A 24756-nucleotide genomic window follows, 5' to 3' on the forward strand; every position below is an offset into this window, starting at 1 on the left:
ATCAGGTGGTTTCCGTCGTCTGGTGTCGTTCGCGGAACAGTTGTTGCCAGTCGGTCTGGTCGCTCCAGATTTGCAGGCGCTCCATGGCAGACAGTAGCTGGTCTTTCTGGAGCTCCAGGTCTGGCGCAGTGCACTTGATCGCGGTTTCCAGGCGATTGGCCGCTGCCCGGAGTTCCGGCACGCCACAGTAGCGGGTGGCGCCGTGGAGCTTGTGAACGCACTCCAACAGTTCATCCATGGCGTCGCCGGCCCAGAGCTCAGGCATGCGCTGCCGATCCACATGGACCTGCTCCAGCAGCATACTGAACAGTTCTTCGGCCAGGTCGGCCTTGCCGGCGGCCAGCTGAATACTCTCGTCGACGCTCACGCAATCCTGCTGCATTTTGCGCGTGGATGGCCTCAGGGCCCTGCGGGTGTCGCGTACTTCCGGTACCGGAATTCGTCCGTAGCTGCTGGTTTTCGGGCAGACATAGCCGGTGTACTCGTGAATGATCTCGGTGAGCTGGCCGCTGCTGATGGGCTTGGGCATGTAACCGTCAAAACCCTGCTTGATCAGCCGTTCCTGCTCGTCGGCAAGCGCGTGGGCCGTCAGGGCGATGATTGGCGTCCGGTGATTGCCGGTGTCCATCTCTCTCAGTCTTGCGGTGGTTTCCACGCCATCCATGCCCGGCATCTGCAGGTCCATGAAGACCAGGTCGAAGGGTTTTTGCCGAGCCTTGCTGAGAGCTTCAAATCCGCTGGACGCCCCCTCGGCGTCAAGCTGACAGTCTTCCAGCAGGGTCATGACCAGTTTCAGGTTGGCGTCATTGTCATCCACAGCCAGCACCCGGGGAACGTTGGCCGTGCCAGTCCGGTTGGCGGTGATTTCGTATTCGGGCGTGCGCCCGCTGGCATTGATGCCATGTACCAGCAGCAGAAGCTCGTCGTAAAGGGAATCCCGGCACACAGGCTTGGTAAGGTGGCCGCTGGCGAGTCCTGATAGGGGGGTGTCGTGGGTTTCGAGGGTTGGTGTCAGCAGTAACGTTCTGCAATCCCGTTCAATCTCCAGGGTACGGATAACACCGCAGTACTGGCTGGAGTTGAGCAGGTGCCGGGTAATGCCGACAATGGCCACGGCGTATCCGGCCTGGCTTTTCTGAGCCTCCTCAATCTGCTCCTGCAACGCACCGGGTGAGGCAACCCGGTCGACCACCATGCCCCAGTCCCGCAACAGGTGCTCCACCGCCAGGCCCGTGGTTTTCTGCTGTTCCAGGTAAATAACACGCTCGCCTCGCAGGGCATCCCTGGGCGAGATGGCTTCACCGCTGGTGGCAAGCTCCGAGGTGAGGGTAAACCAGAAGGTTGATCCCTTGCCCAGCTCGCTCTCCAGACCAATTTTGCCGCCCATCTCTTCCACCAGGCGCTTCGAAATGGCGAGGCCCAGACCGGTACCACCATACTGGCGTGCGGTTGAGGCATCGGCCTGGCTGAAGGCGTTAAACAGGGATTGCTGCTGGGCCCGGGAAAGACCCACACCGGAATCCGTGATGCTCAGGCGGAGAGTAACCCGGTTTGAATCGCTCTCTTCTTCTTCCAGACTCGCCCGGAGGACGACCTCGCCGGTCTGGGTAAACTTGATGGCATTGTTGACCAGGTTGGTGATCACCTGTTTGACCCGCAACGGGTCACCCATGATGTTGTCCGGAACATCGTTGTAGACCAGTGGCACCAGGTCAAGATTCTTGGCGTGGGCGGCCGGCGCCAGCATCACCATGACTTCCTCGACGATATCGCGCAACTGGAAGGGGACGCGGTCAAGGATCAGCTTGCCGGCTTCGATCTTCGAGAAGTCCAGTATGTCGTTGATGATGGTGAGCAGGATTTCCGAGGATTTCCGGATTGTGCTCAGATGATCCCTTTGCTGTCTGGGTAATGGGCTTTTCAGCAACAGCTCGGTGAAGCCGATGATGCCATTGAGGGGGGTGCGGATTTCGTGGGACATGTTGGCCAGGAATTCCGACTTGATGCGGCTGGCTTCCAGTGCCTCCTTGCGCGCAAAATCCAGCTCGATGTTCTGGATTTCGATAGTCTCAAGGGTTTCCCGAAGGTCCTCGGTGGCCTGGTCTATATTCTGCTGCATTTCTGCCTGGGCCTTGCTCAGCTCTTCGGCCATGGCATTGAGCCCGGATTCCAGCTGCTCAAACTCGGGCCCGGCACCAGTATGGACGCGGGTATCCAGCTTGCCTTCCTTGAGTTTGGCGACGGCCTCGTTCAGTTCAAACACCGGGTTTGTGAACGCGCGGCTCAGACGCAGGGCAATAGCCATGCTGAGAATGACGCCGCCGAGGATCAGCAGCAGGGAAATGAGCAGGGCCTTGTAGGTCTCCTTTTCGGTCCGGATGTGGGACATTTCAACAACCACCCACCCCAGAGGCTCACGCAGATCCGACATGGACTGGCGGGCATCCGGGTCGAGCATGCTCTCGATCATCAGGTCCTGGAGAAACACGGGTGTGATAAAGCGGGTGCTGTTTTCCCGGGATAGCCGGGTTGCATGCTCGGCAGTGAGTTCTTCGGACTGCACGGTCTCGGAGCTTCCTGGCCCGGTGTGGAGCAGGCGCGAACCATCACTGCCGAAGAAGGTGATGGAGCGCACGTCCTGTTCTTCCAGAAGGGCATTGGAGAGGCTGCTGAGCAGGCTTCGGTTGGCAGTAAAGAGGCCATACTCGGAACCGGCCGCGAGCTGACGTGAGAGTGATTCGCCCCGGTCCTTCAGCAGGCTTTCAATATTGTTGACCCAGCTGTAGGTGAAGAACAGCCCCAGCATCAGGGTGGTCAGCAGGGTGGGAACCAGCGTTACCACCAAAACTTTCTTGCGAATGCCCCAACGTCGCATACCGTGTTCCTGAATTATTGCTTTTGTCCGCACCGCAGGGCGGAAAACGTCCGTGTTAAGAATAGCTGATCCGGAACGGGATAACTGTGGTATCAGTCCCGGCGGCACCGGAAAATCCCGTGGCGGATATAGCCACCGGTCATGGATATAGCGAGAAGCTGTATTGGGAGACCGGGGCGATAACGCGTATCATGCGAAGCCAAAAGTGTACCACAGGGTTATCATATGCATTTTCCCACCATTGAAGATTATGTCGGGCACACCCCTCTGGTTCGCCTGCAGCGTCTCCCCGGTCAGACAAGTAACGTGATCCTGGCCAAGCTGGAGGGTAACAACCCTGCCGGCTCAGTGAAGGATCGCCCGGCCATCAGCATGATTCAGGAAGCGGAGCGCCGGGGCGACATCCAGCCCGGCGATACCCTGATCGAGGCGACCAGTGGTAATACCGGCATTGCCCTGGCCATGGCGGCTGCCATCAAGGGTTACCGGATGGTGCTGATCATGCCCGCAAACATGAGTGAGGAGCGTCGGGCATCGATGCGTGCCTATGGCGCAGAGATCGTCACGGTCAGCAAGGAAGAGGGTATGGAAACCGCCCGTGACCTGGCCCTCAAAATGCAGGCGGAAGGCAGGGGCAGGGTGCTGGACCAGTTCAGCAACCAGGACAACCCTCTGGCACACTATCGCACGACCGGTCCGGAAATCTGGGAGCAGACCGGAGGACGGGTTACCCACTTTGTCAGTTCCATGGGAACGACCGGCACCATCATGGGGGTATCGCGTTACCTCAAGGAGCGCAATCCGGACATTCGCATCATCGGGTTGCAGCCCAGAGAAGGCGCCTCAATTCCCGGCATCCGTCGCTGGCCCGAAGCCTATCTCCCGAAGATCTACGATGCCACCCGGGTGGATCAGGTGCTGGACGTTGGTCAGGAAGAGGCCGAGAACACCATGCGAGCCCTGGCCTCCGAGGAAGGAATTTTCTGCGGGGTGTCCTCGGGCGGCTCTATTGCCGCAGCACTCAAACTTTCTGAGCAGGTTGAAAACGCCATCATCGTTGCCATTATCTGTGACCGCGGGGACCGTTATCTTTCCACCGGTGTGTTTCCCGGCGCCTGAACCCGATTCTACCAAGAGACCCAAGTATGAGCAGACGACGCAGGAAGGTTCTTCCCAAAGAGCCCGTGCGCTGTGAGATAAAAACCCTGAGCCATGACGGCCGGGGCATCGCCCGCCAGGACGGCAAGACCCAGTTCGTGGATGCCGCCCTGCCCGGGGAGACGGTGATGGCGAAGGTTGTGTCCAGCCGAAGCAAGTTCGACGAGCTGCGCACCGAGGAGGTTCTCGAGGCAGCACCGGATCGCCAGACGCCACCCTGTGAGTTTGCCGATCTCTGCGGTGGCTGCAGCCTCCAGCATATGAGTGGTGATGCCCAGATCGGGTTCAAGGAAACCACCCTGCGTGAACATTTTGCCCATTTCGGGGGCATAGAGCCTGAAGAATGGGTTGAACCCCTGCGTTCGCAGGAAAGTCTCGGCTATCGTCGCAAGGCACGCCTGGGTGTCCGATACGTCAAGGCGAGGGAGTCCGTTCTGGTGGGGTTCCGGGAAAAGCGCAACAGTTTTCTGACCGATATCGATCGTTGCGTGGTGCTGGATCCGCGGATTGGTGAGCGCATATTGCCCTTGCGCAACATGTTGCATGATCTGGATGCCTACAGCCGGATTGCCCAGGTTGAAGTTGCCTGTGGCGATGATGTGGCAGTCATGGTGTTCCGGAACATGGATGATCTCTCGACTGGTGACCGGGAAAAGCTCGTTGCCTTTGGTCAGGCCCACGATTTGCATATCTACCTGCAGCCAAAAGGGCCTGATACGGTCCACCGCATCTGGCCCGACTCAGCTGGTCAGGAGGATGAGCGGCTGAGCTACCGACTGGATGAATTCGACCTGACCATGAAATTTCATCCCATGGACTTTACCCAGGTCAATGCAGGCATTAACCGCGCGATGGTACACAGGGCTGTGGACTGGCTGGATATTCAGCCAGATGAGCGAGTACTGGATCTTTTCTGTGGTCTGGGCAACTTTACGTTGCCCCTGGCCCGCAGGGGCGGGGAGATTGTTGGCGTGGAAGGCGACGAGACCATGGTCGTCCGTGGCCGCGAAAATGCGGAACTGAATGGTCTGGACAATGTGGCTTTTCATGGCGCCGATCTGCATGGAGATTTCACCGGTCAAAGCTGGGCAAAGGAAGGCTTCGACAAGATCCTGATTGATCCGCCCCGTTCCGGTGCCGAGGAAATCTGTCAGTATCTGACCGCTTTCGGCGCGCGAAAGATCGTCTATGTGTCCTGCAACCCGGCTACCCTGGCAAGGGACGCAGGAGTCATGGTGCGCAACGGCTATCGCCTGGTGCGCGCAGGTGTGATGGACATGTTTCCTCACACCACCCATGTGGAATCCATCGCATTGTTCGAGCGGGATTCCGGCTGAGGATGTCGTGGGCAGTCACGGATGGCTGCGGAAACCATCAGGAATAACAAGACTGATATGGTAAAAGTTCGCGAAGACTACGCAATGACTGGCGATGGCCAGGTGGATATCGACGGCTGGGTCCTGCAGATCGCTTCGCAGACCCATCTGGACGACGCTGGGCAGTTCCGGCGCGCCTGCGAAAAAGCGGCTGAGATCGATCTCCAGGCGTTTCGGGAGGATCGCCTGTGGGCGCCTGGCTCCAGCAGTTTCCGGATCGGTATCGAGATGGCCCAGGTGCTGGCGGAGCTGCACCTTGATCAGGCCAGCCTGGTGGCAGCCATTCTCTACCGCGCGGTGCGGGAAGAGCGTGTTGCGCTGGAGGATGTCCGCAAGGAGTTTGGCGACGAGGTCGCCGGCCTGATCAACGGCGTACAGCAGATGGCGGCGATTTCCTCCATTCATCATCCGCTGAAGGGCAACGTCCTCGGCCAGAGTGAAGGCCAGCTGGATAACGTTCGCAAGATGCTCGTTACCATGATCGACGACGTCCGGGTTGCCTTGATCAAGCTGGCGGAGCGGACCTGTGCCATCCGGGCGGTCAAGAACGCGCCTGAAGAAAAACGCATGCGCGTGGCCAGGGAAGTGTTTGATATCTATGCGCCCCTGGCTCATCGTCTTGGCATTGGCCACATAAAGTGGGAGCTGGAGGACCTTTCCTTCCGCTATCTGCATGGTTCCGCCTACAAAAAGATTGCCAAGCTGCTTGATGAAAAGCGTCTTGACCGTGACGGTTATATCAAACGGGTGATCGAGACCCTGCAGACCGAACTGAAAGCCTATGGCATTGAAGGTGAATTGTCCGGCCGTGCGAAGCATATTTACAGCATCTGGCGGAAAATGCGACGCAAGGGCATCGACTTCTCGCAGGTTTACGATGTCCGTGCCGTGCGCATTCTGGTTCCGGAAGTGCGCGACTGTTATGCCGCACTCGGCATTGTTCATACGCTGTGGCGTCATATCCCCAATGAGTTCGATGATTACATTGCCAACCCCAAGGAAAACGGTTACCAGTCGCTGCACACGGCGGTGATCGGCCCTGAGGGCAAGGTGATGGAAGTCCAGATCCGCACCCACAAGATGCATGAAGAGGCGGAACTGGGCGTCTGTGCCCACTGGCTCTACAAAGGTACGGATAGAGGCAACAAGTCCACCGGCTACGACGCCAAGATCAACTGGCTGCGCCAGGTTCTGGAGTGGCAGGAAGAACTGGGCGACCTGTCCGGACTGGCTGACCATCTGAAGTCCGATGTGGCGTCCGACCGGGTGTATGTTTTCACGCCTGAAGGCCATGTCGTGGACCTGCCCCAGGGGGCAACGCCGGTGGATTTCGCCTACCGGGTTCACACCGAGATTGGCCACGCCTGCCGTGGCGCCCGGGTGAACAGTCGAATTGTACCGCTGACCTACCCGCTGAAAACCGGGGATCAGGTGTTTATCCTGACGTCCAACAATCCGGCACCCAGTCGTGACTGGCTGAATCCGAGTCTTGGTTATATCCAGACCTCCCGGGCCCGGGCAAAAGTAACCCACTGGTTCAAGCAGCAGGATCGTGGCCGCAACGTCATTGATGGCCGGGCGATCCTTGAGGATGAGTTCAAGCGCCTGTCACTCTACGATGTGGATCTCGGCGACCTTGCGCAGAAGGTCAACTATCACAGTGCGGAAGACATGTTTGCCGCCATTGGCGCCGGCGATCTGCGTCCCACCCACGTCGCCAATGTGGCCCAGCAGATGCTGGAGCCCAAATCCGAACAGCTGGATCTGAAACTCAGCACCCAGCGGCGCAAACCCTACGACACCGAATCAGACATCCAGATTCTGGGCGTGGGCAAGCTCAAAACCCAGGTGGCGAAATGCTGCAAACCGCTGCCGGGAGACGCGATCGGCGGTTATATAACCGTAGGGCGGGGCGTGACGGTGCATCGCCAGGACTGCCTGACCTTCCTGAACCTGCGTGAGTTTGAACCGAACCGGATCATCGAGGTGAGCTGGGGTGGCCGGCCGGCGGCGGTGTACCCGGTTGATGTCGAAATCGAGGCCTATGACCGGTCAGGATTGCTGAGGGACATAACCCAGGTGCTGTCGTCCTCCAAGAGTGATGTGCTGGCGCTCAACACCTTGACCAACAAGGACGAGAACACGGCCACCATGACCGTGACCGTGGAAATTTCCAGTCTGGAGCAACTGGCGCGGTTGCTGGCGCAGATCCGTAACCTGCCCAATATCATTGATGTGAGGCGAAAACGCGGATGAGCTACACCATCGAAGATCTGAAAACCCTGATGGCCCGGCTCCGGGATCCGGAGACCGGGTGTCCCTGGGATACCCGGCAAACCTACAGAACCATTGTGCCGCATACCCTGGAAGAGGCCTATGAGGTTGCCGATGCCATTGACCGGGAGGATTACCCGCATCTGAAAGACGAATTGGGTGACCTTCTGTTCCAGGTGATCTTCTACGCCCGGATCGGACAGGAGGACGGGCATTTCGACTTTGACGGCGTTGTTGATCATCTGGTCAGGAAACTGGTGCGCCGGCACCCCCATGTTTTTCCGGAAGGCACGCTGGAAAGCCGGATTGACCCGGATAACCGGCCCGATGAGGCCTGGATCAAGGAAAGCTGGGAGCGCATCAAGGCCGAGGAGCGGGCGCTGAAGCCGGTATCGGAAACTGATGCACCCAGCAGCCGTCTTGATGGCATTGCCCGCACCCTGCCGGCCATGGCCCGGGCTGAGAAGCTCCAGAAAAGGGCCGCTCGCCATGGCTTTGACTGGCCGGATATCAGCCCGGTTTTCGACAAACTCCACGAGGAAATCGACGAGCTCAAGGAAGCCTGGCAAGCCGCGCAAACCGGGACAGGCGATCCGGATGCCGTTGAGGATGAGTTGGGCGATCTTCTGTTCGTCTGTGTGAACCTGGCACGGTTCATGAAGGTTAATCCTGAGCAGGCCCTCCATCGAACCAACCACAAGTTCGATGCCCGCTTCCGGGCCATTGAGCGTGTGCTTGAAAAGGAGGGGCGCGACATGGACGAAGAATCACTGGAGGCGCTGGATGCCGTCTGGCAGGCGGTAAAAGGCGTCGAGAAGGGCGGAAACGGACACTGAGCAGGGCGGATCGGTAAGTACAATCCGTTACCAATTTTCTCGCCCCCGGACCGTTGGCTTCGTCTACACTTCCGGAAACGGACGCACGGTTTTTGTGCGCCGTGCGCCATCAATAAGATGCAGGAGTGAAGGCACCATGAAAATCAAAGATCTGGTCAACTACTGGGACAAGCATGCACGTGGTCGGCTTACCCGAGACGCCTACTTCATGGCGTTGTCTGACCAGCATCACAAGCGCCTCGAAAAGCTCGCAGCGCTTTACCCGATGAAATCACCTCAGGATCTGATGCGGGATCTGATTTCCGCAGCACTGGACGAAATGGAAACCAGTTTCCCTTACGTGCAGGGCACCAAGGTGGTGGCCTATGACGAGGATGGTTTCGAGATCTACGAGGATCAGGGGCTGACTCCGAAGTTCGTCAGCCTGAGCCAGAAGCACATTCAGCGTCTCAAGGCTCGCCAGCTGGAATCAGTAGCCTGACGAACGGGCAGCGACCGCTGCCCGTCGTTACTTATTTATCCTTCCCTTCCAGCTTGTCCTTCAGCGGGCTCTGGCGCACCAGATCGTCCAGGGCCGCGCCAATCATATCGTTCAGAATATCACTCTCACTTCGGTCCGGGTAAAGCTCCGCCAGTGCGGAAACTCGTGCGGCATCTTCCAGCGGCAGGCGCAGGTTGTAATCGTGGGTGCGTTCCACGGGTTCTTTCTGCTTTTCCCAGTGTTTGGGCAGATCAGTGACCTTCATGATGACTCCTTGCAGCTACAGGCTTGAATCGCCAATAGACTTTTTCGACTGTTCCTTAGTATCGTAAGTTTACTTCGCCTCCGTCAATTCAAAAGGACGCCAATGTGACTGAGCTACACCCCGAACTCCGAGAAAATGTACGAATGCTGGGCGAACTGCTGGGCCAGAGCATACGGCGGTATCCCGGACAGGACTGTTTCGAACTGATCGAGGAAATCCGGGCAGCTGCCAAGGCCGATCGCCGCCAGGAAAGCGGTTCCGGTCAGCGGCTGGTGAATCTTCTGGGCAAGCTGAGCGACGATGAACTCCTGCCGGTGACCCGGGCTTTTAACCAGTTTCTGAACCTGGCCAACCTCGCGGAGCAGTATCACGGTATTCGTCGCAAACGGGGTCATCAGTCGGATCTCATGGTCGAATCTCTCGGTGAGGTGTTTGAAAGACTCAAGAGCGGGGATGTTACGCCGGACGAACTGCACAAACGCGTCGCGGATTTGCGGATCGAGTTCGTGCTGACGGCTCACCCCACCGAAGTGGCCCGCCGCACCCTGATCATGAAATACGATGAAATGTCGGATTGCCTGGCAAGGCTGGACCATGACGATCTGATGCCCGCAGAGCGGGATGAGATCGTCAATCGCCTGTCCCAACTGGTTGCCGAAGCCTGGCATACCGATGAGATCCGTCATGAGCGGCCAACCGCAGTGGACGAAGCCAAGTGGGGCTTTGCGGTTATCGAGAACAGCCTTTGGCAGGCGTTGCCGCAGTTTCTTAGAAGTCTGGATACATCGCTGGAGGAGGCCACGGGCAGGGGGCTGCCCTTGCAGGCATCGCCGATCCGGATTGCCTCCTGGATGGGCGGTGACCGTGACGGCAACCCGAATGTTACCCACAAAGTCACCCGCCGGGTCTTCCTGCTCGGTCGCTGGATGGCGGCAGATCTCTATCTTCGGGATATTCAGGCGCTTCGGGCGGAACTGTCCATGTGGCAGGCGAGCGACGAGTTGAGAGCGGTCGCCGGTGATTCCCGGGAGCCCTATCGCCATGTCCTCGCTGAACTGCGTGAGCGACTGATCAAAACCCGTGACTGGGCTGAGGCGAGTGTGAACGGCGAACCGGCGGATGCGTCCGATATTCTGTTTGAAAATGAGGATTTCACCGGGCCCCTGGAGCTGTGCTATCGGTCTCTGGTGGAATGTGGTCTGGAAGATATTGCCAATGGCCCGCTGCTGGATACCATTCGGCGTGCACACACCTTCGGCCTGCCGCTGATCCGGCTGGATATTCGTCAGGAAGCCAGCCGCCACGCGGAGGCCGTTGCCGAGATGGTCGATTATCTTGGGCTGGGGGATTACCTGTCCTGGTCCGAGCAGGAACGACAGGCGTTTCTGGTGCAGGAGCTCCAGGGTCGCCGGCCACTGGTTCCCCGCAACTGGGAGCCGTCCGAATCCGTTCAGGAGGTGCTGGCAACGTGCGAAGTGGTGGCGCAACAAACCCCGGAAGCGCTGGGTTCCTACGTGATTTCCATGGCCAGCAAGCCCTCGGATGTGTTGAGCGTGATTCTGCTGCTGCGGGAGTCCGGGATGAAGTTTCCCATGCGGGTCGTCCCCTTGTTTGAAACCCTGGATGACCTTCGTGGCGCGCCGGACAGCATGTCGGCACTGTACGAGGTCGAGTGGTACCGGGAGTATTGCCAGGGTCAGCAGGAAGTAATGATCGGCTATTCGGATTCCTCCAAGGATGCCGGCCAGCTGATGGCGGCCTGGGCCCAGTACCAGGCCCAGGAGAAGCTTACCCAGGTTGCCCGCCAGTTTGGTGTACACCTGACCCTGTTCCACGGCCGCGGCGGCACCGTGGGGCGCGGCGGCGGACCTGCCAACCGGGCGATTCTGTCCCAGCCGCCGGGCTCGGTAAACGGCAGTTTCCGGATCACCGAGCAAGGTGAAATGATCCGGTTCAAGTTTGGCTTGCCCAGGCTGGCGGTTCAGAGCCTGACGCTCTACACCACCGCGGTTATTGAAGCCACTCTGGCGCCGCCACCCGAGCCGGAGGACAGCTGGCGGGAAACCATGGACTGGCTTACCGAGCGTTCCCTGAAAGCCTACCGGGATGTGGTTCGGGAGAATCCGGATTTCGTTCCGTATTTCCGCCAGGTCACACCCGAGCAGGCCCTGGGTAAACTGGCGCTCGGCAGCCGGCCGGCCCGAAGAAAGGCCACCGGTGGCGTGGAAAGCCTGAGAGCTATTCCGTGGATTTTCGCCTGGACCCAGATGCGCCTGATGCTGCCCAGTTGGCTTGGCAGTGATGTGGCACTGGAAGAGGCGGCCAGAGATAATCGGCTCCCGGTACTGAGGGAGATGATGCAGGGCTGGCCGTTCTTCCGTACCTATGTGGATATGCTGGAGATGGTACTGGCGAAAGCGGATCTGCGCATCGCCAGCTATTATGAGCAGACCCTGCTGGACGACGACGGGCTTAAAGCGCTGGGGGAAAGCCTTCGAATGCGGCTTCAGGGGTGCATTGAGCGGCTTCTGGAGCTCAAGGAACAAACCGGCCTGCTTGAGGGAGAACCTGTGTTCGCGCATTCTATGAAGGTGCGTAACCCCTATACGGATCCTCTTCACTACCTGCAGGCTGAACTGCTCCGGAGGGATCGTGAAAGTGAGGGCAAGGGCGAGGTACCGGAACTGGTTGAGCGGGCCCTCAAAGTCACCATGGCGGGCATCGCCGCCGGAATGCGCAACACTGGTTGATAGTGGTGCCGGGAAATGGCCGGATAGCCTGTTCAACGACAAAAAATAAAGGGAGTAAGCTGTGGCGCTGGCTGCACGATTGGAGCGTTTTCTGAACCGCAAGGGCATCAGCTATCGGGAGTTGCCGATTGATCAGGTGACCAGCCTGGATTCGGCGGTCATTGCCTCGGGGCTGTCGCAGGATGACTTTATCCAGGCAACACTGCTGATCGATATTACCGGCGTGGTGATGGCCGTGCACAAGTTTGACAGCTCACTTGATCCGGATGCGGTTCACCAGTTGACCGGCCGTCGTTTGCAGCCGTTGACCGCGCGGCAGACCATGCGCCTGTTCGGGGACTGTGATCCGGGCTTTACGCCGCCCATCGGACAGGCTTATGAATTGCCGGTTATCGTCGATGAAGATGTGATGCAGGCTGAGCAGGTCGTGTTCACCAGCGGTACCGATCATTCCCTGATAGAAATGGATGGCCGGTCATTGAGGCTCTCGCTGGCCGGCGCCAGGGAGGGGCATCTGGTTATTCGCGGCCCGGGCAACGGTAATCGCGAGGCGCTGACGCTCGAGGAAGTCGCCGATAAACTCCAGAAACTTTACCGCCTGCCACCGATGCCGGCCCTGGCCCTGCGGATTCTCCGGCTGACCGCCAATACTGATGCCACTGCCCGGGAACTCGCGGAGTTGATCGAGTTTGATCCCAGCCTGACGGCCCAGATTATGCGCTATGCCCGTTCCGCTCTTTTCAATTATCCCGGCCAGATCAATTCTGTCCAGGAAGCCGTTACCCGTGTGCTCGGTTTTGATCGTGTGGCCCACATCGCCCTGGGCATTGCGTCTGTTCGAGCCTTTGAGGTGCCCCGCCAGGGAATCCTGGGCATGGATAATTTCTGGCGCCATTCGCTCTATTGCGCGTTCCTGTGCCAGATCATTGCGCCAAGGTGCGGCGCCGAGAAAGGCCTCGGTTATCTGTGCGGGCTGTTGCATAACTTCGGCCTGTTGCTGGTCGGACACCTGTTCCCGGCCGAGTTTGACGAGCTCAATGAACTCCGGGAAGCCAATCCCGAAGCCAGCATGCATTCTCTCGAACAGCAGGTGTTCGGGCAGGGCAATGGCCAGGAGATCCTGTCGGTCGGTCATGGCGCTATTGGTGGTATCCTGCATCGGCTTTGGCAACTCCCGGATCCTGTGGTAAAGGCGGCGGGTGTCCATCAGCAGCCCGGCTACCACGGCGAGCACGAAAACTACGTCTTGATGGTGCAACTGGCAAATGCCCTCCTGAAAGAGCGGGGTATCGGCGATGAGTTCAACCCCGATGACGTGCCCGCGTTGCTTGAAGGGTTGGGATTGCTACCGAATGTTGTGGATGAGCTGGCGGCGGAACTGGATCGGGTCGCGCCGGATCTGGACGCACTGGCCAGCTCCCTGTCATCCTGACACCCTGTCCTTATTCGCTGGGAAATGCGCACTTCCGCTGCATGATACGGAGGTCGACTTTCTCTGACGTGGCTGACTTCGTATAATGCGCCTTCGCCGATTTCGGCTGACACCTGTTCCGGACAGGAGAGGCTGTCGCAAAGGCAGAAGTTTTTGCCACAGCTTTTCAAATGATAATGACTAAAACGGGAGCACAGCGTTATGCGAATCATCATGTTAGGCGCACCGGGCGCAGGCAAGGGAACTCAGGCCCAGTTCATCACTGAACGGTTTGATATCCCCCAGATCTCCACCGGTGACATGCTGCGGGCTGCGGTAAAGGCCGAGTCCGAGCTGGGCAAGCAGGTGAAGGAAGTCATGGCAACCGGCGGCCTGGTGTCCGACGACATCATCATTGCGTTGATTGAAGAGCGCATCCAGCAGCCGGACTGCAAGAACGGCTTCCTGCTGGACGGTTTTCCCCGGACCATTCCCCAGGCAGAGGCCCTGAAAGATCAGGGGATTGCCATTGACTACGTGGTCGAAATTGCCGTGGATGACGAGGAAATCGTCAGCCGCCTGTCCGGCCGCCGGGTGCACGAAGGCAGTGGCCGTATCTATCACGTCAAATACGATCCGCCCAAAGTGGAAGGCAAGGACGATGAAACCGGCGAACCGCTGGTTCAGCGCGAGGACGACAAGGAAGAAACGGTTCGCAAGCGCCTGAAAATCTACCATGACCAGACGGCACCTCTGGTGGGCTATTACCAGGACTGGGCATCGAAAGAGCCTTCTGCGGCGCCGAAGTATGTCCGGGTCGAAGGTGTTGGCAGCCTGGACAGCATTCGTGACCAGATCCTGTCTGAGCTCAAATAAATCATTGGCATCCTGACCTGAGGTTTTCACACCTGTGAAACTGTTGGCACTGGATACGTCGTCGGAGGGCTGCTCGGCAGCCCTTCTTGTTGATGGCGAGATCTCCGAACATTTTGAGCTTGCCCCGAGAGGCCACACCCGGTTGCTGATGCCAATGGTGCGTGAGCTGCTCGAGGAGCAACAACTTGTGCCAGCAGACCTGGATGCCCTGGCGTTTGCCTGCGGCCCCGGTTCTTTCACCGGTGTGAGAATTGCAACCGGGGTCGTGCAAGGGCTCGCCTGGGGACTGAATATACCGGTGGTACCGGTGTCGTCCCTGGAAGCGGTTGCCCTCGGGGCCATAGAGGCCATGAAGCTTCCCGAAAACAGCGGCATTGCGGTGGCGTTTGATGCCCGCATGGGCGAGGTTTATTGGGGGTGTTTCGCAGCCAGGGCGGGGCTACCAGTAGCGCTGGCCAAGGAACGGGTCTGTCCGCCCGAGGCAGTAACGCTGCCTTCAGGTCCCGAGCACTGGTGCGGCGCAGGTCGGGGCTGGCACTATCGGTCCGCCATGGCGGCAGAGGTGTCAGAGCGGGTCGATACCGTAGACGAAAGCCTGGTGCTCCGTGCTGCATGGGTTGCGCGTTTGGCAGTGATCGCTTACGAGCAGGATAAGACGGTACCGGCGGAGCAGGCGCAACCAGTGTACATCCGGGATGAAGTGACCTGGAAGAAACTGCCTGGCCGGTAGGCTTGATGTATGCCTGGCTTCGATCTGGATGAAATCTGATCAGCAACCTTTTCTTCTGCGCGATAATCTTCCATACTTCCAGTTCACGTTTTCCTGTCATCCGGCCAGCGGTATCTGAACATGATTGGCGGCATTAATCCGGGTAACAATTTCAACTTCCAGACCGGCAACAACAGTCCGGTCCGCGAGCGCAGTGATGCGGCGCGGGCGCCCGCTTCAACGCCGGAAAAAGCGCCCGATGCGGCTCGCCGTGATCTTGCGGATGGCGCCCAGGGCGTTGTCAGTGAGCGAACCGCCACCGAAAGCCTGGAGCGCCGGGTAGAAGCCCGTCGTGCGGCCGAGGATGCCCGTCTGGAGCGCTTCCGTGCTGACGACGTTTCTCTGCCAGCCGCCCGTGCCCTGTCCACATTTGCCTCTGTAGCCGCCGCCGGCCAGGAAAGCGGCGCCAATGGCAGCCTGGCCGGGATCGACATTCTGGTCTGATGCCTGATTCCTCCTCCGCTGAACCTTCTGAGATTCGCCCGCCTTCCATCGCGGTTGCCCGTAGTGCCCTGGGAGACCGGTTCCAGGCCGAGGCGCTGGCGGAGTCTCTGTCTCTGGATAATCTTGGTGTGGTACGGGCCAGGGATGTCCGGGATTTTCCGGTTCTACTGTTTCTCGACGAGCAGGGCCTTGGATTACAGGTTACTGGCAAGGGCGCGCCCGGGCCGGTGCGTGCGGAATTTGTAACCGGCAAGATGGGCTATCGGCGCGAACATGGTGGTGGCGCTGGCCAGCTGGTCGCCAAGGCGGTCGGTCTGCAGAAAACCCGTGCCACGCTCCATGTGGTGGATGCGACCGCAGGGCTTGGCCAGGATGCCTTTATCCTTGCCAGCCTTGGCTGCCCGGTCACGCTGTTCGAGCGTAATCCGATTATTCATGCGCTGCTGGCTGATGGCCTGGCTCGCGCTGCCCTGAACGTGGATTGCGCTGTCATTGTAGAGCGTATGCGATTGCTGGAAGGCAGCAGTATTGACTGGCTGGGTCAGACTGAAAATGACACAGCCGATGTGATTTATCTGGATCCGATGTTTCCTCATCGGGACAAGTCGGCGCTGGTCAAAAAAGAGATGCAGGTTTTTCGCACCATTGTTGGTGACGACGAGGATGCCGGGCAGCTGCTCGCGGGTGCGCTTGAGCGTGCGCGTTACCGGGTTGTGGTCAAGCGGCCGCGGAAGGCCCCGGCCATTGCCGGGCCGGAGCCAACCACTCGCATCGAGGGAAAAAGCAGCCGATACGATGTGTACTCCATCCGGGCGTTGCCAACCCAGTGAACCCGGTCAGGCGCCCAACATGGTAACCTGCTGGATCGCCTGTCGTTTCTCCACGCTAAGCACCAGCCGGGCATCGTCCGCCACTTCATCCAGACCCTCTCCGTAACACAGCAGGCCGTTGTCATCGGTTGTGATCACACCGTTATTCTGCATGTTGGCGATGAAGTTCCGGAACAGGCTCTTGTCAAAGAATTCCGGTGCATTGAGGCCAAACAGAATGGACATCCGTTCTGCCAGCAGCGCGCTCTGCTCTTCCAGCTCGGCGGCGCTGATCTTCCCTGAGCCATATTTGCGGAGGATGCCGAGGGCAATGTGATAGCGTTCGACTGTCTGGATGATGAAGCGGGACAGCACCCTCAGCCTCAGCATTGCCTCCGTGCCTTCTTCCGGTCGCCCAATCCGGTCGTCGTCCAGAGGCTTCAGCAGACCCTGTTCGATCAGGACATCGATCCATTGATTGATAACATATTGTGCTTCATCGGGCTGATATTTCAGAAACAGCTCGGACTGCAGGTAGGGATAGGCCACGCCTGCCAGAAACACAATCTTGTCCCGGCTCAACGAATCCTTGTTTTCAAACAGGCTGGCAATCAGCGAGGGCAGCGCGAACAAATGCTGAATGTTGTTCCTGTAGTAGGTCATCAGAATGGCGTTGCTGCCTTCCAGGGCAATGATGTCCCCGAGCTTTTGAGGCTGCCGGCTGACCAGGCCCATGTCTTCACAGTAGGCGACCCAGTCCTTGCCGGTGCCTTCCGGCAGAGTTACCGTTTCCGCATAGGGGAACGCCTTGAGCAAGCCGGCGTACTGATCCATCAGGCGGATCAGCTGGCCCTCATCCATCGCCAGTCGCTCGGTGCCCAGCAGAACGGTCGCGGCCATACCAATCGGGTTCACGGCAACTGAGGCATTGATGTTGGACGCTACCCGGAACGACAGCTCTGATACCGCGCTGTTAAGCCAGCCTGGGCGATACTCCGAATCGTAGGCCTCTTCACGCCAGCTGCTGTGGACATCATCAAGTACCTCCGACAGATGAATGGCTTCGCCAAAGTTCACCGCGACGCGACCGAAAGAATTGCTGAGTTTGCGAGCCGCTTTGGCGAGACCAAATACGCTCTCTTTTTGCTTTTTCTTGCCGCGAAGTTCGCCCAGATAGGAGCGACCTTCCATGACCTTCTCGTAGCCAATGTAAACGGGCACGAAGACTATGGGTTTGCGGTGATCACGCAGGAAACTCCGTACTGTCATTGCCAGCATGCCCGGGCGGGGCTGCAGCATGCGTCCCGTGCGGCTTCGCCCACCCTCAACGAAGTACTCCACGGAATAGCCGCGGGAGAACATCACATGCATGTATTCATTGAATACGGTGGCGTACAGGGGGTTGTCCTTGAAGCTGCGGCGCATGAAAAACGCCCCGCCGCGGCGCAGAATCGGGCCGACAATGGGCATGTTGAGGTTGATCCCGGCGGCGATGTGGGGTGGCATCAGCCCGTTCTTGTAGAGCACATAAGACAGCAGCAGGTAGTCGATGTGGGAGCGGTGGCAGGGTACATAAACCACCGCATTGTCCTGGGCTACGTCCTTTACGACCTTGATATTGTTGACGGCAATACCGTTATAGATCCGGTTCCACAGCCATGCCAGAACGACTTCCAGAAAACGAATGGTAACGATGGACATGCTGGCGGCAATTTCATCCGCGTATTTGTAGGCCTTGGCCCGGACTTTTTCAGGCGGGATATCGTCTCTGGCGGCTGTCTCCCTGATCGCCTCCTTCACCGCCTGAGTTCGCACCAGACCCGCCACCAGTGTGCGGCGATGGGAGAGGTCAGGCCCCAGGACTGCCTGGCGAACCCGGCGGAAATGCGTGCGAAGGATCCGGGCCAGCTTCCGGTTGGCGCGCTCCTCACTGTGGCGGTATTCATCGATCACCTGTTTCATCGAGAGCGGCTGATTGAATTGCACGTAGGTATTGCGGCCATGGACCATGATGATCAGGAACTTCTGTAACCGACCGGCAATGGACCAGGTATCGGAAAGCAGCAGTTTTACCAGGGATTTCTCCTTGTCCGGTGAGCGGCCCCAGAACAGGGAAACCGGAACAATCTGGACATCCTGATCCGGATGTTCGAGGCCATAGCGAATCAGCGACTGAAACTCGTTTGTGGGCGCCGGTGCCTGGCGCCCCCGGAAGAAACCGCCAATCCGGCGGTACAGAAAAAAGAAGGAGTGCGACGGACCGTTCTTTACCGGCAGCGCTTTAGTGGCCCCGGGAAGGCCGGCCCGGATAACTTCCTGTTCAAGAACAAGACGGCTCGAAAGAGAGCTGTACTGCAGCACGTAACAGACGGGCTTGTCGGGATCCAGGGCGAGTGCGTCAACGCTGTTGCCGCTGACATCAGTCCGGACCCAGATGAACAGTATCTTGCGGAAAAGGGTCAGGATCAGGCTGCGAATGCCCTGGTAAAGACGCATAAAGTGCAACTCCGTTGAAGAAACAGGTGCCAAGTTTACTTGGTTGAGTACAGGCCGGAAAGTCGAGCTTGAATTCTTGGCCGGCGCGGCAATGTGGTACATTTCCGACTGGCCTTTCAATCTTTCAGGTGACGCTTCAGATGGTGGTCTCGATGACTCAGTGGATTCCCGGCTGGACGACCAGGCGGCCGGAGCAGGGTGACCTGATTCTGGCACTGGCGGGCTCAGGCGTAGTCAAGCCGGAAACCGGCTGGCTTCATGGTCGTGACAGCGCACTTTTCAGTGACGGTTTGCCGGAAGCTGTTTCACTGGGCAGTTACGACGGACGTGATGTTTTTGTAACCGAGTTGCCCGAATCCACTATCGGCGACCGGGATGTCATTCCTCTGAGAGATGCCCTGCTGATGCTCAGTGATGCTCCGGCGGATATGCTGAGTACCGGATTCCAGGTCTGGCAGTGGTGGCGCGACCACCGGTATTGCGGCCGCTGTGGTGAGAAAACCGGCTTCCATCCCCGGGAACGGGCCAAATGGTGTGAGCCATGCGGAATACCCTGGTACCCGAGGCTCGCGCCCTGTGTGATTGTCGTGATCCGTCGGGACGACCGTCTTCTGCTTGCCAGATCCTCACGGGTCAAGCGGCATTTCTATAGCCTGATTGCCGGCTTTGTGGAGCCGGGTGAAAGTCTCGAAGGCGCCGTACATCGAGAGGTCAAGGAGGAAACCGGGCTGGATGTCACCAACATCCGGTACCATGCATCGCAACCCTGGCCATTTCCGCACCAGCTGATGGTCGGCTTCTTTGCCGATTACGCCGGGGGCGAACTGGTCCTTCAGGAAGATGAACTCGCCCACGCCGACTGGTTTTTACCGGGCGACACACCACCGGTTCCGCCGGAAACCACCATCTCGGGTCGGCTGATCCGGGCGATGGAAAATGAGATTTCCCGGGGAGGCATTCCGGTTTGAGCGAGCAGGCACCTCCAAGGGTTCTGGTGTTCGACTCCGGTGTCGGCGGGCTGAGTGTTGCAGACTGCATTCACCGGCAACTGCCGGGGCTGGATATCGTCTATCTGGCAGACAATGCCGGCTTCCCCTATGGCGAAAAGTCCGAAACGGTCGTGATTGAGCGTTGTTGTGCCCTGATTTCCAGAGCGCTGGCACGTTATCCATCGGAGGTCATCGTTGTGGCCTGTAATACCGCCAGTACCGTGGTTTTGCCTCATTTGCGGGCGATGACGCCGGTGCCGGTAGTCGGAGTGGTGCCTGCCATCAAGCCTGCGGCCGCGAAAACAGTGAACCGGCGGGTGGGGCTTCTGGCGACGCCGGCAACGGTACGCAGACCCTACCTTGACAGGCTGGTCGAGGAGTTCGCCGGCGACTGCAACGTCGAGCGTATCGGTCATCCGGGATTGGTGCGTTGGGCGGAAGATCTGGTGTCCGGGCATCCGGTCCCGCTTGCGGAACTTGATGAAGCAATGGCCCCGTTTCGAGGCACGGGTGTGGATACGGTGGTGCTGGGTTGCACTCATTATCCGCTGATACTGGAGAGCCTGAAGCTGAGCCTTCCCGACGTTCGTTTCTGGGTTGACTCAGGCGAGGCGATCGCCCGGAGGGTGGTCTGGCTGTTGGAGCAGGCAGGTCAGCTTTCGGCAGCCCGGAGACCGGTTTCTGGGGCCGGCTTTCCTCCGGTCACTGCTGCCCTGTTTTCTGGCCCCGCCCCCAAAGGTATTGTTTCCTTCATGACCGGTCTGGGAGTAGTCCCGCGGCTGGTGGCTGAACACTGGCCTGGAGATTTTCCGGAAGCTACAGCAGCCGTGTCAGTTTGAACATGGCAAGGAATTCCAGAGCCGGAATCGATCGTTTGTGGCAACAGTAGGTTTTGAAGTTCTCACCCCGGAAGCGGGATTTGGTGAACTCCAGGCCCTTGAAGTTGTAAAGGAAATTGCCTTTTTCATAGAGCCCGTGCAGCAAGCGTTTCAGCAGCCTGCTCTCCTGGTGCTCCGTTGCCGAATCCAGAGACAGGGGAATCAGCCCGAGATCCAGATAAGGCACGCCTTCGGCTTTGAAGACCTCCATTGCGTGGGCCATCAGTGTATAGAAAATGCCCTGGCGGAAATCGGCATTGGCCCGCGAAATATTGGGCACGTAGCTGATGATCTCGTTGTTACGGTAAATCGGGTCGAAATAGATGAACCCCACGGCCTTGCCATCCTGATAGGCATAGAAATGCCGTTCGTTCTCACGATAGTCCATCTCCATGGGTCGGATCAGAAAGCGGATCTCATTACTTTTGCACTTCCGGGTCCGGATCCAGGCCTCAGATATTTCACGGGTGTGATCGTCGCTGAAACGTTCCTTGACGGTAATGCCGCTTTTTTCCGCCTGGTTCAGCGCGGTTCTGAGAATCTGCTTCTTCTTGCCGCTGAGAGACCAGCGGCTGAGATTGATCCGGGATTCGCTACCAAACTGGGTGCCAAAGAGCCCAAAGCGCAGATGGAGGAAATCAACCACGGGCTTGGACACCTGGATATAACTGGCATTCGGGAAGCGTTGGTGAAAGCTCTCCAGCATGTTGCCAAAATCCTCGGGGGCACAGACCGGATCCGAGAGCACGAAGGTGGCGCCCCATTTACGCATGTAGGCGATATAGCCCATGCCAGGCACGTCGAAATATTGCATGCCCGGCTGAAGCGTTGAAAAGGACTGAGAGTGGGTTCCGTACTTCTTCAGAAAACCGACGCGCTCGGTAAAGGTGAATGAGCCGCTCTCCAGTGCGGCAATTCTGTCCAGTGCGAGTATCTGATCCGACATGCTGCTGCTCCCCGTTTGTTTTTGTTGGATGTTCCCTGAGCGAAGGTATTCAGGCCTGCTTCCGTCCGAGAATCGACCAGTAGCAGTTCATGTTCAGAAGCTTGAAGTGCTTCTTGTCTGTGACCTGAAGCCCCAACCGCTGCATGTGTTCGGGATAGTTGTAGATTTTGTGGAAGGCGTTGTTGGCGAACAGCCAGAAAATGAAGACGGCCATATACCAGTAGAGCTTTTTGAACATTCTGGAAAGCACGTTGCCGGTAGGGTAGGAAAAGTCACCGACAACAACCCGGGCGTCCGCTTTGCCGAGACGTATCAGGTGCTCCAGCACCCGGACCATCATGTCTTCATCGAACACGTTCAGGAAGAAGTTGGCCACGACCATGTCGTACTGCTCGAATTCCTCCACTTTCATGATGTCGCTGTGTATGCGACGGATGGTCAGGTGCGGCGCTTCTTTTTTCTGAGCTTCGGCAAACTTCCGAAGCATGGTCTCCGACAGGTCCACCACGGTCACGTCTGCACCCAGCTCCGCAGCGCGAATGGCATCCCGACCATGGCCAACACCGGCGAACAGAATCCGGTCTCCTGGCCGGACGGTTTCCACATCCAGCATCGCTGTTTTGCAGCGGTGAATGTTCTTGCCGCTATAGAGATTGCTCAGGAAATCGTAGACGGGGCCAATGTACTTGTACTTGTCGCGCATGATGCCTGCTGCCTGTTCTTGTTCCTTGGATGCTGTCACCGTTTTTGTCGTTATTGGTCCGAGAATGTCGGACATTCCGGTGATCAGCGCCTGATGATTTGAGCTTAGAGAACAGGGTGGGAGAAATATGTGCAGTAATGCGCATTTCCGGATACACAAAGTAACGTACTGCAATACTTTGCAAACCAGATCGCGGTTTTATATCGGAGTGTCAGACAATAAATAATCGTCTATCAGAATGAAGCGGCGCGTGCCTTGGTGATTCCCAGGGTTCTGGATATCTCGGTTGCAGGCCGCGCCGGGCCGTAGAAGAACCCCTGGACCTGGTGGCAGCCAAGGCTTCGCAGGTACTCCAGTTGCTCGTCGGTCTCCACGCCTTCTGCAACGATCTCCAGTTTCAGACCATGGGCCATGGCGACAATGGCATTTACGATGCAAGCGCCGTCGTCTCCACTGCGAATGGCTTTAACGAAAGACTGGTCGACCTTCAGAGTATGGATGGGGAGTCTATGGAGGTAATTCAGGGACGAGTAGCCGGTGCCGAAATCGTCAATGGCGATCCGGACGCCCAGCGATGCCAGTTCACGGAGTTTCTGGGAGATCTGCTCGAGATCGTTCATGATCACGTTTTCGGTTATTTCGATCTCCAGGTTGGCGGCGGGGAAATTGTGCGCCTTGACCTGCTGCATCAGGGTTTCCACAAAGCGCGGATGCTCGACCTGGATCGGTGACAGGTTTACCGCGAGCCGAAGATCGGAATGGCCCGCCCGGATCCAGCGGCCGACATCCTGACATGCCTGGTCGAGCACGCGCTCACTGAGCTGGCCAATCAACTTGGTTTCTTCTGCCAGAGGCAGGAAATCCCTTGGGTAAAGCAGTCCCCGCTCTGGATGCTGCCAGCGAACCAGCGCCTCCAGCCCCACGACCCGGTTGGTGGTTGAGCACACCTGCGGCTGGTAAAAAACCCGCAGCTCGTCACGCTCAAGAGCCTGGCGCAGGTCCCTTTCCAGGTTGAGCCGGTTGGCGGTGTCGATGCTCATGCTGTCGGAATAGAAGCGGTACCCATCCTTGCCCTTGCCTTTGACATGGTACATGGCGATGTCTGCATTCTGGATCAATTGATCCATGGTCTCGCCGGCCTCCGGGAAGATGGCGATGCCAATGCTTACGCCAACAAACACTTCATGGTCGCCCAATTGAAAAGGTGCCCGGAGGGCGTCAATGAGCTTTTTTGCGATTTGTCGCGCATCGTCGTGATTGTGGATGGAAGGCAACAACAAGGTGAATTCATCACCACCGAACCGGGACAGGGTGTCCCCTTTGCGCAGGCATTTCTCCAGCCGATGGGTTACCGCCTGCAGGAGGCGATCGCCCATGGCATGGCCAAGGGTGTCGTTAATGACCTTGAAACGGTCCAGATCCAGAAACATCACCGCCAGTTTCTGACCGCCACGGTTGGCATGGGTAATCGCCAGTTCGAGGCGGTCCTTGAATAGTGCCCGGTTTGGCAGTCGGGTCAGCAGATCATGATAAGCCTGGAAATTGATGAAGGCTTCGGCTTCCTTCCGTTCGGTGACGTCACGGGCGGTGCCGTAATAGCTCGCGCCGTTGCCATTGCCGCCACCCTGGGTGGTCCCGGAGTGGGGCCAGGTTTGCGGGTCTATGGGAAAGGCGGTTATCTCGAAGTGACGGGTTGCCCGGCGGCTGCCACGGGTTTTCAGGCGAACTTCCAGGGTTCTCGGGTTGTCCGCAGTGATGTTGGGGCCTTTGAGGGCCAGGGTTCCGCGGGTCACATCCCGGTCATCAAGAATATGCCGGAAATGCTGGCCACAGAGTTCCGCTGGCTGGTATCCAAGCAGGCTTTCCACCTTGCTGTTAACAAAGCAGAAGTGGCCATCCTGATCGAGCATGAACACGATGTCCGGAGAGCTGTTTACAATGTAGCGGTGCAGGGCCTCGGACTTTTCGAGCCGCATCTGAATGTGTTCGTGGGCTTCAAGCAGGGATTTTTTCCCGATGACGCTCTCGACGGTCGCCAGCAGCTCTTCAGGGTCAAAGGGTTTGCGAATGTAGTCCAGGGCACCCCGGCGCAGGGCACGGCTGACGGCACTGAACGAGCTTTCGCCGCTGACCACAATGACCCCGCAATCCGGTTGTCCGTTGGCGAGGTGTGCCATGACATCGAAACCGCTGACTTCAGGCATCCGGAGGTCCAGCAGCGCCAGATCGAATGCCTGCTGGTCGATCAGTTCACAGGCTTTCCGGCCCCCGTGGGCTTCCACGACATGGAATCCCCGGCTGCGCAGCAGCGAAGCCAGTGTATTCAGCAGGCGGGGTTCATCATCCGCTACCAGTATCCGTGCCGTTAACCCGTGACTGAAAGGCTGATCAGTAAGTTCAGGTGCCATCGGTCTGTGTCC

19 protein-coding genes are annotated in these 24756 nt (G+C 58.3%); 13 read left to right on the forward strand and 6 right to left on the reverse strand.

Going from position 1 to position 24756, the window contains the following annotated elements; genetic code table 11:
- Position 1: 1 nt before the first annotated feature.
- Positions 2–2875, reverse strand: a complete 2874-nt coding sequence (locus ACESMK_RS11735) for an ATP-binding protein (RefSeq protein ID WP_372998614.1) — start codon at positions 2873–2875, stop codon at positions 2–4.
- 225 nt (positions 2876–3100) lie between these two features.
- On the opposite strand from ACESMK_RS11735, the gene cysM reads away from it, so the two are divergent.
- From cysM to ACESMK_RS11760, 5 genes are all read left to right on the forward strand, one after another.
- A complete protein-coding gene (cysM, locus tag ACESMK_RS11740; protein ID WP_372998617.1) occupies positions 3101–3994 on the forward strand; it encodes a cysteine synthase CysM in 894 nt (297 codons plus the stop codon).
- A 26-nt stretch (positions 3995–4020) separates the two neighbouring features.
- Positions 4021–5370: a 23S rRNA (uracil(1939)-C(5))-methyltransferase RlmD gene (gene rlmD / locus ACESMK_RS11745; RefSeq protein WP_372998620.1), complete on the forward strand. Its 1350-nt coding sequence runs from the start codon at positions 4021–4023 to the stop codon at positions 5368–5370.
- Between the two features lie 57 nt (positions 5371–5427).
- Entirely contained in the window at positions 5428–7665 is a 2238-nt protein-coding gene (relA, locus tag ACESMK_RS11750; RefSeq protein WP_372998623.1) for a GTP diphosphokinase, read from the forward strand.
- Complete coding sequence (gene mazG, locus ACESMK_RS11755; protein ID WP_372998625.1) at positions 7662–8519, forward strand: nucleoside triphosphate pyrophosphohydrolase; 858 nt, start codon at positions 7662–7664, stop codon at positions 8517–8519. The genes relA and mazG overlap by 4 nt, the downstream gene beginning before the upstream one ends.
- Positions 8520–8655: 136 nt before the next feature.
- Positions 8656–9000 carry a hypothetical protein gene (locus tag ACESMK_RS11760; RefSeq protein ID WP_008176163.1) on the forward strand — a complete coding sequence of 115 codons (345 nt, stop codon included), beginning with the start codon at positions 8656–8658 and terminating at the stop codon, positions 8998–9000.
- Between the two features lie 31 nt (positions 9001–9031).
- Here the strand turns inward: ACESMK_RS11760 and ACESMK_RS11765 are convergent, their stop codons facing one another.
- Entirely contained in the window at positions 9032–9265 is a 234-nt protein-coding gene (locus tag ACESMK_RS11765; RefSeq protein ID WP_372998628.1) for a hypothetical protein, read from the reverse strand.
- 104 nt (positions 9266–9369) lie between these two features.
- Here ACESMK_RS11765 and ppc point away from each other — a divergent pair, with 104 nt between their 5' ends.
- The 6 genes from ppc (at position 9370) to ACESMK_RS11795 (ending at position 16345) form a co-directional block, all read left to right on the forward strand.
- On the forward strand, positions 9370–12015 hold the full coding sequence (gene ppc / locus ACESMK_RS11770; RefSeq protein WP_372998631.1) for a phosphoenolpyruvate carboxylase: 2646 nt from the start codon (positions 9370–9372) through the stop codon (positions 12013–12015).
- 61 nt (positions 12016–12076) lie between these two features.
- Positions 12077–13447 carry an HDOD domain-containing protein gene (locus ACESMK_RS11775; protein WP_372998634.1) on the forward strand — a complete coding sequence of 457 codons (1371 nt, stop codon included), beginning with the start codon at positions 12077–12079 and terminating at the stop codon, positions 13445–13447.
- 201 nt (positions 13448–13648) lie between these two features.
- Entirely contained in the window at positions 13649–14302 is a 654-nt protein-coding gene (gene adk / locus ACESMK_RS11780) for an adenylate kinase (protein ID WP_372998637.1), read from the forward strand.
- A gap of 34 nt (positions 14303–14336) precedes the next feature.
- The gene (gene tsaB / locus ACESMK_RS11785) at positions 14337–15032 is read left to right on the forward strand and encodes a tRNA (adenosine(37)-N6)-threonylcarbamoyltransferase complex dimerization subunit type 1 TsaB (RefSeq protein ID WP_372998640.1); all 696 of its coding nucleotides are present in this window, start codon (positions 14337–14339) and stop codon (positions 15030–15032) included.
- Positions 15033–15152: 120 nt separating this feature from the next.
- Positions 15153–15515, forward strand: a complete 363-nt coding sequence (locus tag ACESMK_RS11790) for a UDP pyrophosphate phosphatase (RefSeq protein WP_372998643.1) — start codon at positions 15153–15155, stop codon at positions 15513–15515.
- Positions 15515–16345: a class I SAM-dependent methyltransferase gene (locus tag ACESMK_RS11795; RefSeq protein WP_372998646.1), complete on the forward strand. Its 831-nt coding sequence runs from the start codon at positions 15515–15517 to the stop codon at positions 16343–16345. Before ACESMK_RS11790 ends, ACESMK_RS11795 begins: the two co-directional genes overlap by 1 nt.
- Before the next feature lie 6 nt (positions 16346–16351).
- On the opposite strand, the gene plsB is transcribed toward ACESMK_RS11795, so the two are convergent.
- Entirely contained in the window at positions 16352–18820 is a 2469-nt protein-coding gene (plsB, locus tag ACESMK_RS11800; RefSeq protein WP_372998648.1) for a glycerol-3-phosphate 1-O-acyltransferase PlsB, read from the reverse strand.
- 152 nt (positions 18821–18972) lie between these two features.
- Here plsB and nudC point away from each other — a divergent pair, with 152 nt between their 5' ends.
- Both nudC and murI read left to right on the forward strand, forming a co-directional pair.
- Complete coding sequence (nudC, locus tag ACESMK_RS11805) at positions 18973–19788, forward strand: NAD(+) diphosphatase (RefSeq protein WP_372998651.1); 816 nt, start codon at positions 18973–18975, stop codon at positions 19786–19788.
- Positions 19785–20648: a glutamate racemase gene (gene murI, locus ACESMK_RS11810; protein WP_372998653.1), complete on the forward strand. Its 864-nt coding sequence runs from the start codon at positions 19785–19787 to the stop codon at positions 20646–20648. Before nudC ends, murI begins: the two co-directional genes overlap by 4 nt.
- On the opposite strand, the gene ACESMK_RS11815 is transcribed toward murI, so the two are convergent.
- The 3 genes from ACESMK_RS11815 to ACESMK_RS11825 all read right to left on the reverse strand — a co-directional run bounded on the left by ACESMK_RS11815 (position 20626) and on the right by ACESMK_RS11825 (position 24744).
- A complete protein-coding gene (locus ACESMK_RS11815) occupies positions 20626–21633 on the reverse strand; it encodes a DUF2156 domain-containing protein (RefSeq protein WP_372998656.1) in 1008 nt (335 codons plus the stop codon). The genes murI and ACESMK_RS11815 overlap by 23 nt on opposite strands.
- 49 nt (positions 21634–21682) lie before the next feature.
- Positions 21683–22336 (reverse strand): class I SAM-dependent methyltransferase, encoded by a 654-nt coding sequence (locus ACESMK_RS11820; protein ID WP_372998954.1) that lies wholly within the window; start codon positions 22334–22336, stop codon positions 21683–21685.
- Positions 22337–22569: 233 nt separating this feature from the next.
- Positions 22570–24744 carry an EAL domain-containing protein gene (locus ACESMK_RS11825; protein WP_372998659.1) on the reverse strand — a complete coding sequence of 725 codons (2175 nt, stop codon included), beginning with the start codon at positions 24742–24744 and terminating at the stop codon, positions 22570–22572.
- Positions 24745–24756: the final 12 nt, after the last annotated feature.

The organism is Marinobacter sp., assembly GCF_041687235.1.
In the GTDB taxonomy this organism is placed as follows: domain Bacteria; phylum Pseudomonadota; class Gammaproteobacteria; order Pseudomonadales; family Oleiphilaceae; genus Marinobacter.